This window comes from Amycolatopsis sp. NBC_01307, assembly GCF_035975215.1.
Lineage (GTDB): Bacteria > Actinomycetota > Actinomycetes > Mycobacteriales > Pseudonocardiaceae > Amycolatopsis.
In genome coordinates this window covers 6,238,918-6,251,605 of sequence record NZ_CP108403.1, presented here as the reverse complement: position 1 = coordinate 6,251,605, position 12,688 = coordinate 6,238,918, and the positions used below count along the sequence as shown (strand labels likewise).

The following is a 12,688-nucleotide window of genomic DNA, read 5'->3' as shown; positions in this document are numbered from 1 at the left end:
CCACGGGTTTTCCGAGCAGTGGGAAAGGTTCATGCGCACGCACACGCCGGAACGGCGCGGCCTCGGCACCCGGCGCCTCGGTGCCGTTCAGATAGTGTTCTTCGTGGTCGCGGCGGCGGGCCCGCTCTACGCGATCGCCGGCGGGGTTTCGGCGACTTACGCTGTGACAGGCAGTATCGGCGTGCCACTTTCGTTCGTGGTGCTGGCTCCGGTGCTCGCGTTGTTCGCCGCCGGGTACGCCGCGATGAGCCGCTACATCACGAACGCCGGCGCGTTCTACCCGTACGTCGCCCACGGAATCGGGAAATCGGCGGGCACCGGCGTCGCCTACGTCACAGTGGTCGCCTACAGCTCGATCCAGCTCGGGATCTACGGCATCTTCGGCCTTTCCGTTTCGACGTGGCTGGGCACGCTGTTCGGCGTGCACGTGCCGTGGTGGCTGATCGCGCTGCTGACGGTGCTGGTCGTCGGCGCGGCCGGGGTGCTGCGGATCGATCTCAACGCCAAGGTGCTCGGTGTCGCGCTGGCGCTGGAGGTCGCGGTGCTCGTGGTGGCGGACGCCGGGATGTTCGCGCACCCGGCAGGCGGCCACGTTTCGCTGACGCCGCTTTCGCCGTCGAGCCTGTTCACGGCGGGTGTCGGCGCGGTCTTCGCCTTTTCCATCGCGGTTTTCCTCGGTTTCGAAGGCGCCGCGACCTACGGCGAGGAATGCCGCGACCCGAGCCGGACGGTCGGCCGGGCGACGTACATCGCGATCGGCCTGACCGCCGTGCTGTTCGTCGTTTCCTCGCTCGGAATGGCGGTCGCGACCGGGCCGGACCACATCGTGGAACGGGCCGTCGCCGAAGGGCCGGGACTGCTGTTCGGGCTGACCGGGGAACACCTCGGTCCGGTGTTTTCCCACGTGGCCTACGTCCTGTTCCTGACGAGCCAATGCGCCGCGATGCTGAGTTTCCACAACGCGGTCGGGCGGTATTTCTTCGCGCTCGGCCGCGACGGGCTGCTGCCCGCCGGGTTCAGCCGCACGAGCAAGCGCACCGGCGCCCCGATCGGCGGCTCGCTGGTCCAGACGACGATCGCGTTCGTCGTCGTCGCGGTGTTCGCGCTGGCCGGGCGCGACCCGTTCACCGACCTGTTCACCTGGACCGGCGTCACGGCGTCGACCGGCGTCACGATCATCATGATCGCGGTTTCGCTGTCGGTGGTCGGCTTCTTCCGGCGTCACCCGGGGACGGAGACGCGGTGGCGGCGCCTGATCGCGCCGCTGCTGGCCACGCTGGCGCTGAGCGTGATCCTGGTGCTCATCGTCGCCCACTTCGACGTCCTGCTCGGCCCGGCGGGCGCGAACCCGCTGCTGCGCTGGGGCCTGCCGGGGCTGCTGGTGCTGGCCGGGCTGGTCGGCTTCCTGCGGGGCGAGTCGCTGCGCACCCTGCGCCCGGACGTCTACGCCGGGATCGGCGGGCCGGTCCGCGAGGTCGAGGAGCCGGTCAGCCGATGAGCGACGTCCGATCCGCGAGTCCGTCCGAAGTGGACGTCGTCATCGGCATCCTCGTCGCCGCGTTCCAGGACGACCCGATGAGCCGCTGGGTCTTCCCGGGCGACGACCGCCGCCGCACCCGCGCCCACCCGGCGTTCTTCCGCGCCCTCGCCGAGCTGGGGTTCGCGGCCGGGAGCGTCGATCTGACCACCGACCACTCGGCCACGGTGATCTGGACCCCCACCGGCGGGGACGGCGACCTCATGATCCCCGGGCTCGACGACGACGAGCTGCACCGGCTGGGCGCCCTGCTCGGGCTGATGGCCGCCCACGAGCCGCACGAGCCGCACTGGCACGCGCAGTTCATCGGCGTCCGGCCCGGCCGGCAGCGGGAAGGCGTCGGCACGCGGCTGCTCCGCCACGGCCTCGACCGCTACGACGCCGCGGGCGCGCCGACCTACCTCGAAGCCAGCTCGCCGGCCAGCACGCGGCTCTACCGGCGGCTCGGGTTCGCCGACCACGGCCTCGCGTTCTCGCCACCCGGCGGCCCGCCCATGCAGCCGATGCGGCGTCTCCCTGCCTGAGCCGTACCGGCGAGTACAGTGCGCGTTCGAACGCGAGGAGGCAGACGTGACCGAACGCTTCGGCAGCTACCAGAACGAGCTCTACCTGCAGGGACTCGGTGGTCAGCTGCCGCCGTGCTCGACCGACGCGACGAAGCTCGAAGCGTCGGCGCGCGAGGTCATGGCGCCCGGCCCGTTCTCCTACGTCGCGGGCGCGGCCGGCTCCGGCGCCACCGCGCGGGCCAACCGCGAGGCGTTCGACCGCTGGCGCGTCGTGCCGCGGATGCTGACCGGCGCCACCGACCGCGACCTGGCGACCACGGTGCTCGGCACCCGGCTGCCCGCGCCGGTGGCCGTCGCGCCCGTCGGCGTCCAGTCGATCGTGCACTCCGGCGCCGAGTCCGCCACGGCGCGGGCCGCGGCGTCGGTCGGCCTGCCGTTCATCCTCTCCACGGCGTCGTCGACCGGCATCGAGGACGTCGCCGCGGCCAACGGCGACGGCCCGCGCTGGTTCCAGCTGTACTGGCCCGGCGACCCGGACGTCTGCGCGAGCCTGCTGGCCCGGGCGAAGGCGGCCGGCTACACGGCGCTGGTCGTCACGCTCGACACGTGGACGCTGGCCTGGCGACCGTCCGATCTGGACCAGGGCTACCTGCCGTTCCTCAAGGGCGAGGGGCTCGCCGTCGCGTTCACCGACCCGGTGTTCCGCGGCCTGCTGGAGAAGACGCCGGAGGAGGACTCGGGCACGGCGATCCTGCGCTGGCTCGGCATGATCACCGGCGCCGACCGGACGTGGGACCAGCTGCCGTTCCTGCGCGAGCACTGGGACGGCCCGATCGTGCTCAAGGGCATCCAGCACGTCGCCGACGCGCGTCGCGCCGCCGAGGCCGGGATGGACGGCATCGTCGTGTCCAACCACGGCGGCCGCCAGGTCGACGGCGCGATCGGCGCGCTGGAGGCGCTGCCCGGCATCGTCGCGGCGGTCGGCGACCGGCTGGAGGTGCTGTTCGACTCCGGCATCCGCACCGGCGCGGACGTCCTCAAGGCGATCGCGCTCGGCGCCCGCGCGGTGCTGGTGGGGCGTCCGTGGGTCTACGGCCTGGCGCACGCGGGCGAGGACGGCGTGCGGCACGTGCTGCGGAGCTTGCTGGCCGACTTCGACCTGACGATGGGACTTTCCGGCCACCGGACGCTCGCCGACCTGGGCCCGGACTCGCTCCAGCGGACGTGAGGTAACAAATCGGGAAATCCGGGGACAGGGTCGGGACCGGTCGTTATCGTTCGAGTCCCATTGCGGGCCGTCGGGGGCGGTCTGCTCCTGTTTTTCCTTGCCCGTTGGGGGTTTTCCATGTCTTCCATCATGATGCGGATCGGCGTCCTGTTCGCCGTCCTCGGCTTCGGTTCGTTCATTCTGGAGCAGTTCAACCGCAGTTTCCTGCTGATCTCCTGGGCCGACGACATGCAGCCCACGTTCGGGATCGTGCTGGGTCTCGTCGGCGTCGCGCTGATCGTCGTCTCGCTGGTGCTCAACCGGTCCAAGGCCGCGCCGCAGCCGCAGCAGCAGTTCGCGCAGCAGCCGCCGGCCCCGGGCGCCCCGCAGGGCTACCCGGGCCAGCCGCAGCAGCAGTTCCCCGGCCAGGCCCCGCAGCAGCAGCCGTACGCCCAGCAGCAGTACCCGCAGCAGCCCGGCCAGCCCGGCTGACGCTCGTCGTCCGTGAAGGCCTCCTTACCGGCTCTTATGGCCGGTAAGGAGGCCTTCACGGCTTTTCGGGGTGCCGCCGGTCACGCCGCGGGGATATTCAGGAGCCCGCGTCGTCACGCACGGCTATCCTTGGTCCGAGTATGTCCACACCATCCCCGTTCGAAGCGCTGCGTGCGCGCCTGCCCGAGCTGATGCCGCGCGACGAGCACCGGCTGCGCAGGCGGCTCGACGGTGCCCGCAAGGCCCGCGACCGCGACTCCGCCCTCGCCCGGATCGCCGCCGACGTCGACGCCGCCGAGCTGCGCCTGCTGTCGCGCCGCGAGAGCGTGCCCAAGATCGAATACCCCGAAGAGCTGCCGGTCAGCAGGCTCAAGGACGAGATCGGCGCGGCCATCGCCGCGCACCAGGTCGTGATCGTCGCGGGGGAGACCGGCTCGGGCAAGACCACCCAGCTGCCGAAGATCTGCCTCGAGCTGGGCCGCGGCGTCCGCGGCCAGATCGGGCACACGCAGCCGCGCCGGCTGGCCGCGCGCACGGTCGCCGACCGGATCGCGAGCGAGCTCAAGACCGAGCTGGGCGACACCGTCGGCTACAAGGTGCGGTTCACCGACCAGTCCGGGCAGGACACGCTGGTCAAGCTGATGACCGACGGCATCCTGCTGGCCGAGATCCAGACCGACCGGTCACTGCGCCAGTACGACACGCTGATCATCGACGAGGCCCACGAGCGCAGCCTCAACATCGACTTCATCCTCGGCTACCTCAAGCAGCTGCTCCCGCGGCGTCCCGACCTCAAGGTGATCATCACCTCGGCGACCATCGACCCGGAGCGGTTCTCGAAGCACTTCGACAACGCGCCGATCGTCGAGGTCTCCGGCCGGACGTACCCCGTCGAGGTCCGCTACCGGCCGCTCGTCGACCCGGAGGATCCCGAAGGGGACGACGAGCGCGATCAGACCCAAGGCATCCTCGAAGCCGTCGAAGAGCTGTGCGCCGAGGGCCCGGGCGACGTGCTGGTGTTCCTCTCCGGCGAGCGAGAGATCCGCGACACGGCGGACGTGCTCAACCGCGCCGACCTGCGGGGCACCGAGGTGCTGCCGCTGTACGCGCGACTGTCGGCGGCCGACCAGCACCGGGTGTTCCAGCAGCACACCGGGCGCCGGGTCGTGCTCGCGACGAACGTCGCCGAGACGTCGCTGACCGTGCCGGGCATCAAGTACGTCGTCGACCCGGGCACCGCGCGGATCTCGCGCTACAGCCACCGCACCAAGGTGCAGCGGCTGCCGATCGAGCCGGTGTCGCAGGCGTCGGCGAACCAGCGCAAGGGCCGCTGCGGCCGGACGTCGGACGGCATCTGCATCCGGCTCTACTCCGAAGACGACTTCGAGGCGCGGCCCGAGTTCACCGACCCGGAGATCCTGCGGACCAACCTGGCCTCGGTCATCCTGCAGATGACGTCGCTGGGGCTGGGCGACATCGCCGCGTTCCCGTTCGTCGAGCCGCCGGACCGCCGTCAGGTCACCGACGGCATCGGCCTGCTGCAGGAGCTGGGCGCGTTCGACAGCGAGGCCGCCGGCAACAGCGACCGGCGGCTCACCGAGACCGGCCGCAAGCTCGCGCAGCTGCCGGTGGACCCGCGGATGGGCCGGATGGTCCTGGAAGCCGCCCAGAACGGCTGCGTCCGCGAAGTGATGATCATCGCGGCCGCGCTGTCCATCCAGGACCCGCGCGAGCGGCCGTCGGAGAAGCAGCAGCAGGCCGACCAGCAGCACGCGCGGTTCGCGGACCCGACGTCGGACTTCCTGGCCTACCTGAACCTCTGGGAGTACGTCGCCGAGCAGCAGAAGGCGTTGTCCAGCAACCAGTTCCGCCGGCTGTGCCGCAACGAGTACCTGAACTACCTGCGTGTGCGCGAGTGGCAGGACATCTTCAGCCAGCTCCGCCAGCTGGCCAAACCGCTCGGCATCTCGCTGAACACGAACACCGACGCCGTCGACCCGCAGAAGGTGCACACGTCGCTGATCGCCGGGCTGCTCTCGCACATCGGGCTCAAGGACCCGGCGAAGGGCGACTACCTGGGCGCACGCGGCGCCCGGTTCGGCGTCTTCCCGGGTTCGGCGCTGTTCAAGAAGCAGCCGCGCTGGGTGATGTCGGCCGAGCTGGTCGAGACGTCCCGGCTGTGGGCGCGGGTCAACGCGCGCATCGAGCCGGAGTGGGTCGAGCCGCTGGCGCAGCACGTCGTCAAGCGCAACTACTCCGAGCCGCACTGGGAACGCAAGCAGGGCGCGGTGATCGCGATCGAGAAGGTGACGCTCTACGGCGTCCCGCTGATCGCCGACCGGCGCGTCAACTACGGCCGGATCGACCCCGAGATGTCGCGGGCGCTGTTCATCCGGCACGCGCTGGTCGAGGGCGACTGGCAGACGCGCCACCACTTCTTCGCCGAGAACCGGGCGCTGCTGGAGGAGGTCGAGGACCTCGAGAACCGCGCGCGGCGCCGCGACATCCTGGTCGACGACCAGACGCTGTACGAGTTCTACGATTCCCGCGTGCCCGCGGACGTCGTCTCGGTGCGGCACTTCGACACGTGGTGGAAGAAGACCCGCCACGAGCAGCCGGACCTGCTGTCGTTCGAGAAGTCGATGCTCATCAACGAGACCGCGGGCGGCGTCCGCGAGGGCGACTACCCTGACTCGTGGACGCAGGGCACGCAGGCCTTCGCGCTGACCTACCAGTTCGAGCCGGGCGCGGACGCGGACGGCGTCACCGTGCACATCCCGCTGCCGGTGCTGAACCAGGTCACCGAGGACGGTTTCGACTGGCAGGTGCCAGGATTGCGGTCGGAGCTGGTGACGCAGCTGATCAAGTCGTTGCCGAAAGCGGTGCGCCGCAACTTCGTCCCGGCACCGGACACGGCGAACTACGTCCTTTCGCGAGTGTCCCCTTCGGACGGTCCGCTGCTGGAGGTGCTCGGCCGCGAGCTGCGTGCGTTGCGCGGTATCACGATCCCGTTCTCCGACTGGGACCTTTCTTCGGTGCCGGACCACCTGAAGGTGACGTTCCGGGTGGTGGACGAGCGCGGCAAGCGCGTGGCCGAGGGCAAGGACATCTCGCTGCTGCGGCTCAAGCTGGCGCCGAAGGTCCGGGAGACCATCTCGAAGGCGGCCAACAGCCTGGAGAAGGCGGGCTTGACGAAGCCGTCGTTCGGTTCCCTGCCAAGGGTGTTCGCTTCGACGCAACGCGGCCACGACGTCAAGGCGTACCCGGCGCTGGTCGACGAGGGCGCGACGGTGGCGGTCCGGATGCTGGACACGCCGGCCCAGCAGGAACACGCGATGTGGGCGGGCACGCGGCGGATGCTGCGGCTCAACCTGAGCTCGCCGATGAAGTTCATCACGCGGTCGCTGTCCAACTCCTCGAAGCTGGTGCTGAACCGCAACCCGCACGGCAGCGTCGCGGCGCTGCTGGAGGACTGCGTCGACTGCGCGGTGGACGCCCTGATGGCCACCGCGGGCGGCCCGGCGTTCGACGAAGCCGGGTTCGCGTCGCTGCTGGAGAAGGTCCGGGCCGGCCTGCACCAGACGGTGCTGGAGGTCCTGACGGAGGTGGAGAAGATCCTGCGCGCGGCGAACGACGTCGAGGTGGCATTGCCTTCGACCCGCGGCCCGGCGGAGTCCCTGGCGGACGTGCGCGCGCAGCTGTCATCGCTGGTGTACCCGGGTTTCGTGACGGCGACGGGCGCGTCCCGGCTGCGCAACGTCGTCCGCTACCTGCAAGGGATCTCACGGCGGTTGGAGAAGCTGGTCTCGGAACCGACCCGAGACCTGCAGCGGACGGCGGACATCGCGTGGATCACGTCTGAGTACGCCGAGGCTCGCGCTTCCCTCCCGCCGGGCACGTCGTCCCCGGCCCTGGACGAGGTCCGCTGGATGATCGAGGAGCTGCGGGTCTCGTTCTTCGCCCAGACCCTGGGCACGGCCCACCCGGTCTCGCTGAAACGGATTACGAAGGCTTTGGACGACGCCCTGGCCTGACGCCGTACCTGGACGGTCGACTCGCGTACTCAGAGGGTCGGCTCGCGTACCTGGAGGGTCGGCTCGTGTGCCGGGGCTCCGAACTCGCGTGATCAGCGGCGGGTCTCGCGTGATTGAAGACGTAACTCGCGTGATTGGGCGCGTGACTCGGTTACTTCGCGTCGGCGTAGGTGTCGACCGGGGCTATGTGCATCGGGAAGCGGACCGGGCATGCCTCGCCGAACAGCATGGTCGCCGCCTCCGTGATGCTGTCCACAATGGACGACGAGACCACGTCGGCCAGCTCGGCCGGGGTGTGGACGATCACCTCGTCGTGCTGGAAGAAGACCAGGTGGGCGGGGGCGGGGAGGCGACGGCGGAGCGTGGCCAGCATCACCGCCGTCATGTCCGCCGCGCTCGCCTGGACGACGAAGTTGCGCGTGAACCGGCCCCAGCCCCGTGACGCCCGGCGGGCCTTCAGCTCCGCCGCTTCGTCCGACGCCAGGCCGCCGGTCAGGGCGCGCCAGGCCGCGGAGGGGGCAGGGGAGGTGCGGCCGAGACGAGAACGGACGCGCTCGCCGCGTTCGCCCGCTTGGGCCGCATGCTCCACATAGGACACCGCGTCCGGGAACCGCTGGCGCAACAAGGCCAGCAACGGCCCCGCTTCGCCGGACGTGCCGCCGTACATCGCCGACAGCATCGCGATCTTCGCGCGGGCCCGGTCGTCGCGGTCGTCGTCCGGTGACAGCGGGACCCAGCGGGCGCCCGAGAACAGCGCCTCGCCGAGGCGCGCGTACAGGTCCGTCGCCGCCGCGACGTCGGCCAGGCGGCGGTCGCCCGACAATGCCGTCAGCACCCGGGGTTCCAGCTGCGCCGCGTCGGCCACCACCAGCTTCCAGCCCGGGTCCGCGCGGACACACGTGCGCAGCACCTTCGGGATCTGCAACGCCCCGCCGCCGCGGCTGGCCCACCGCCCGGACACCACGCCGCCGACGACGTAGTGCGGGCGGAACCGGCCGTCGGTGACCCACTCCTCGAGCCACGTCCAGCCGTTCGCCGTGTAGAGCCGCGACAGCTCCTTGTACTCCAGCAACGGCCCGACCGCCGGGTGGTCGATCCCCTTCAGGAAGTACTTCCGCGCGGACGGTATCTCGATCCCGGCCCGCGCCAGTGCCCGGACGACGCTCGGCGGCGAGTCCGGGTTGACCGCCCGCCCGCCGAACGCCTCGGTGATCTTCGCCGCCAGCTCCACCAGCACCTTCGGCCGGTGCCCGGCCGGCACGCGGGGACCGAGCCGCGAGACCAGCAGCGCCTCGTGCAGGTCCGCGCGCCAGGGCAGGCCGTCGGCCGCCATCTCCACCGCGGCCAGCGCGCTCGCCGACTCCGCGGCCAGCAGCAGCCGGAACCGGTCCGGGTGCTCGACCGCCGCGGCCCGCCGGTCCTGCTCCGCGAGCACGCGCTTGACGGCCGTGACGACCGTCACGCCGTCGGGCAGCGTCGGCGTCCGGGTGTCGAACAGCGTCGGCTGAGCCAGCTCGACGGTCGCCGAATCCGACGGCGGTTCCTCACCGTTCGCCCTGGCCCAGGCCGCGCGCAGGCTCCGCGACTGGCCCTCCTGACCCGCGTGCGCCAGCAGCAGCCCCTCGGCCAGCGAGAGGTCGTGACAACGCCGCAGCCGGACCCCGGCCGCCACCAGCACCGGGTAGGTGACCTCGACGGACGGGAACACCCACCGCGGGTCGAGCGCGGCCTCCAGCTCCCGGGCCAACGCCGCGAAACCCGCCTCGTCCAGGCCGGTCACGGTCGAGGACGGCGAGTGCACGGTGAAGCTCCCGTCCTCCTCCTGCCCCGCGATCACCTGCACGGACTCATTGTGCCGACCACCACCGACAGTTTTGGAGCGAGTGCGTCTGGTGCGGGGGCGACGGGCTTGGTTTACTGTCGAGTAGCCCCCATACCGCCGGTACGTCGTGCCGTCGGCGTGGGTCTCTTCCCGCAGCAACGGAGGTGCCCGGATGAGTCTGGTCGCGCTCGCCACGCAGGTGGCGGACAAGGTGGCCGAGACGGCGCGCAGTGTCGACGTGATGCGGCGGGCCGGGCTGGTGCCCTTCCCCCGCGTCGACGAAGGCCTCCGGTCCCTGGTCGCGATCCGCAAGTACGGGCCGTTCGCCGGCGCCAACCACATCTCGGCGCGCCGTGACCCGACCGCCGTCGGCATCGTCGACGAGGTCGGCCCGCTCACCTACAAGCAGCTCGACGACCAGTCGAACGCGCTGGCCCGGGCCTGGTCGGAGCGCGGGATCAAGCCCGGCCAGGTCGTCGCCGCGCTGTGCCGCGACCACCGCGGCCTGGTGCTCACGATGGCCGCGGCCGGCAAGCTCGGCGTGCGCCTGCTGCTGATGAACACCGGCTTCGCCAAGCCGCAGCTGGCCGACGTCGCGAAGCGCGAGAACGTCACCGCGCTGGTGTACGACCAGGAGTTCACCGGCTTGCTCGACGCCATGCCGGAGAACGTCGACCGCTACCTGGCCTGGGTGGACGCCGACAGCGACCTGTCCGACCGGGACGTCCCGGTGCTCGCCGAGATCATCGCCAGCACCGACGACCGGCCGTGGCCCGCGCCCGCCAAGCCGGGCGGGTTCGTGCTGCTGACCAGCGGCACCACCGGGACGCCGAAGGGCGCGCCGCGGCCGCACACCTCGGCGCTGGCCTCGGCGCAGTTCCTCGACCGGATCCCGCTGCGCGCCAACGAAGCCACGTACATGGGCGCGCCGCTGTTCCACGGCACCGGCCTGTCGCAGTTCATCCTGTCCTTCGCGCTCGGCTCGACGGTCGTGATGCGCCGCAAGTTCAGTCCCGAAGAGACACTGCGCGGGGTGGCCGAGCACAAGTGCACCGCGCTGGTGCTCGTGCCGACCATGCTGCAGCGCATCGTCGACCTGCCGAAGGACGTCCTCGGCAAGTACGACACGTCGTCGCTGCGGATCGTCTTCGTCGCCGGCTCGGCGCTGTCGCCGGATCTGGGCAACCGCGCCAACGAGGCGTTCGGCCCGGTCGTGCACAACCTGTACGGCTCGACCGAGGTCGCCGTGGCCACCGTCGCGACACCGGAGGACTGGGTGAAGGCCCCGGGCACGGTCGGCCGTGCGCCGGTCGGCTGCAAAGTCGCGTTGTACGACGAAAAGGGCGGCCGGGTCACCGAGCCGCACGTCACCGGCCGCGTGTTCGTCGGCAGCGGGCTCAGCTTCGGCGGCTACACCGACGGCCGCCACAAGGAGATCATCGACGGCCTGCTCTCCAGCGGCGACGTCGGCCACTTCGACGAGGACGGCCTCCTGTTCATCGACGGCCGCGACGACGAGATGATCGTCTCCGGCGGCGAGAACGTGTTCCCGATCGAGGTGGAGAACCTCCTCGTCGAGCGCGAAGACGTCTTGGAGGCGGCGGTGATCGGCGTCGAGGACCCGGAGTTCGGCCAGCGGCTCAAGGCGTTCGTCGTCCTGGCCGACGGCGCGGACCTCGACGTCGACGCGGTCCGCGACTACGTCAAGGCGAACCTGGCGCGCTACAAGGTGCCCCGCGACGTCGAGTTCCTCGACGAGCTGCCGCGCAACGCGACCGGGAAGGTGTTGCGCACCAAGCTTTCCTGAGTCGCTACTCCCAGTCGATGCCGAAGACGCCGGGGCCGAAGTCGAGGGCCACGGCGTGCACGCCGTCCGCGCCGTCCAGCTTCAGCGGGCGGCGCGACATCGAGCCGGCGGTGTCGTTGCGCGAGTACTGCCAGCAGTGCCCGGGCGCGGTGCCCGGCGCGAACCGGACCTCCAGCAGGTATTCGCGCACCGGGCGGCGGAACTCGCGGTAGTGGGTGTTGCGGCACTCCGGGTACGGCGGGCCGCTGTTGGTCAGGGTGTACTCGATCAGGTGCGTCTCGCCGCGGTCGATCGGCTGGTCGAAGACGAGCTCGGCGACGACGAGGCCGTGCTTCTCGTCGACCTCGGCGCGCCCGACGCGGCAGTTGCGCACCGCGTGCAGCTCCGGTGGCCCGGCGGCCGGGTCGTCCTGGGTGTAGACCAGCAGCCAGCGGTCCAGGCCGTCGGTGCCGGCCTGGAAGACCGCGCGGGCGGTCACCGAGCGCTGGCCGCCGTCCTCGGCGATCTCGCAGAGGTCGTGCAGCCCGACCATCTTCAGCGGGTGCTGGCGCTCGAGCGCGTCCGGTGCCCCGACCTTCGCGAGCATCGGCAGCAGCACTTCGCGTGGGAACGACATGGGCTCGCCGCCGGCCTGGCGCTTCCCGGCGCCGCCGCGGGGGCGTGGTGGGGGCAGCAGGCCCAGCAGGGATCCGGCGGGGACGTCGAGGATTTCTTCGAGGCTGCGCACCGCCGACAGGGAGCTCTGCCGCTCCGGCTGTCTTTTGCCGGACTGCCAATAACTGAGCGCGGTGACGCTGACGACGACGCCGCGGGCCCGCAGCCGGGCCTGGATGCGGTCGAGGGAGAGCCCGCTGGTGGCGATGGCCGCGCGCAGCCGGGTGGCGAACGCGGTGCGTTCACCTTCCTGACCGCCGCTCACCACGTGGTCCGCCGTGCTGCCCGCCATTGCCGATCCGACCCGCCCCGTGCCGTCCCCCGACGATCCCCGACACGGTGCACGTTAGCAGGATTCCGGGCATGATCCGCGTCCCTCTTCACCGGGGCTGTCGATCGCTCCGGACGTGCGTCCACTCGGGCGAACGGGCTAGTACTGGCAACTGTGAACCATTGCCCCGGCCTGGGCGGACGCGCTTGTATGACTTGCCTGCGCCGGTGGCACCGCCTCCCCCTCACGGCCCACCCGGGCGCAGGCGAACCGGCCGCGTGAGCGGTTCCGGCTCCGGTTCACCCGGCCGCGTTGTGCGACCGGCCGGTGTGGCCGCGCGATGACCGGTGGCCCGGCG

The 12,688-nt window shown here is 71.2% G+C and carries 8 protein-coding genes; 6 read left to right on the top strand and 2 right to left on the bottom strand.

The window, feature by feature from the left end; all coding sequences use genetic code 11:
- The first annotated feature begins 31 nt into the window (after positions 1-31).
- The 5 genes from OG439_RS26765 to hrpA all read left to right on the top strand — a co-directional run bounded on the left by OG439_RS26765 (position 32) and on the right by hrpA (position 7,776).
- Positions 32-1,498 carry an APC family permease gene (locus tag OG439_RS26765; protein ID WP_326943577.1) on the top strand — a complete coding sequence of 489 codons (1,467 nt, stop codon included), beginning with the start codon at positions 32-34 and terminating at the stop codon, positions 1,496-1,498.
- Positions 1,495-2,061 (top strand): GNAT family N-acetyltransferase, encoded by a 567-nt coding sequence (locus OG439_RS26760; protein WP_326943576.1) that lies wholly within the window; start codon positions 1,495-1,497, stop codon positions 2,059-2,061. Before OG439_RS26765 ends, OG439_RS26760 begins: the two co-directional genes overlap by 4 nt.
- A gap of 46 nt (positions 2,062-2,107) precedes the next feature.
- Positions 2,108-3,271 (top strand): lactate 2-monooxygenase, encoded by a 1,164-nt coding sequence (locus tag OG439_RS26755; RefSeq protein WP_326943575.1) that lies wholly within the window; start codon positions 2,108-2,110, stop codon positions 3,269-3,271.
- A gap of 117 nt (positions 3,272-3,388) precedes the next feature.
- Entirely contained in the window at positions 3,389-3,742 is a 354-nt protein-coding gene (locus OG439_RS26750) for a hypothetical protein (RefSeq protein WP_326943574.1), read from the top strand.
- A 140-nt stretch (positions 3,743-3,882) separates the two neighbouring features.
- Entirely contained in the window at positions 3,883-7,776 is a 3,894-nt protein-coding gene (hrpA, locus tag OG439_RS26745) for an ATP-dependent RNA helicase HrpA (RefSeq protein ID WP_326943573.1), read from the top strand.
- A gap of 151 nt (positions 7,777-7,927) precedes the next feature.
- On the opposite strand, the gene OG439_RS26740 is transcribed toward hrpA, so the two are convergent.
- Positions 7,928-9,619: a bifunctional 3'-5' exonuclease/DNA polymerase gene (locus tag OG439_RS26740; protein ID WP_326943572.1), complete on the bottom strand. Its 1,692-nt coding sequence runs from the start codon at positions 9,617-9,619 to the stop codon at positions 7,928-7,930.
- 151 nt (positions 9,620-9,770) lie between these two features.
- Here OG439_RS26740 and OG439_RS26735 point away from each other — a divergent pair, with 151 nt between their 5' ends.
- On the top strand, positions 9,771-11,405 hold the full coding sequence (locus tag OG439_RS26735) for an acyl-CoA synthetase (RefSeq protein WP_326943571.1): 1,635 nt from the start codon (positions 9,771-9,773) through the stop codon (positions 11,403-11,405).
- Positions 11,406-11,409: 4 nt separating this feature from the next.
- Here OG439_RS26735 and OG439_RS26730 read toward each other — a convergent pair whose 3' ends face one another.
- A complete protein-coding gene (locus tag OG439_RS26730) occupies positions 11,410-12,351 on the bottom strand; it encodes a hypothetical protein (RefSeq protein WP_326943570.1) in 942 nt (313 codons plus the stop codon).
- Between the last annotated feature and the right edge of the window lie 337 nt (positions 12,352-12,688).

What these genes read in the sequence shown, in the direction of transcription:
- OG439_RS26765 (WP_326943577.1), top strand. Translation starts at nt 32, where the DNA reads ATGCGCACGCACACGCCGGAACGGCGCGGCCTCGGCACCCGGCGCCTC.
- OG439_RS26760 (WP_326943576.1), top strand. Translation starts at nt 1,495, where the DNA reads ATGAGCGACGTCCGATCCGCGAGTCCGTCCGAAGTGGACGTCGTCATC.
- OG439_RS26750 (WP_326943574.1), top strand. Translation starts at nt 3,389, where the DNA reads ATGTCTTCCATCATGATGCGGATCGGCGTCCTGTTCGCCGTCCTCGGC.
- hrpA (WP_326943573.1), top strand. Translation starts at nt 3,883, where the DNA reads ATGTCCACACCATCCCCGTTCGAAGCGCTGCGTGCGCGCCTGCCCGAG.
- OG439_RS26735 (WP_326943571.1), top strand. Translation starts at nt 9,771, where the DNA reads ATGAGTCTGGTCGCGCTCGCCACGCAGGTGGCGGACAAGGTGGCCGAG.
- OG439_RS26730 (WP_326943570.1), bottom strand. Translation starts at nt 12,351, where the DNA reads ATGGCGGGCAGCACGGCGGACCACGTGGTGAGCGGCGGTCAGGAAGGT.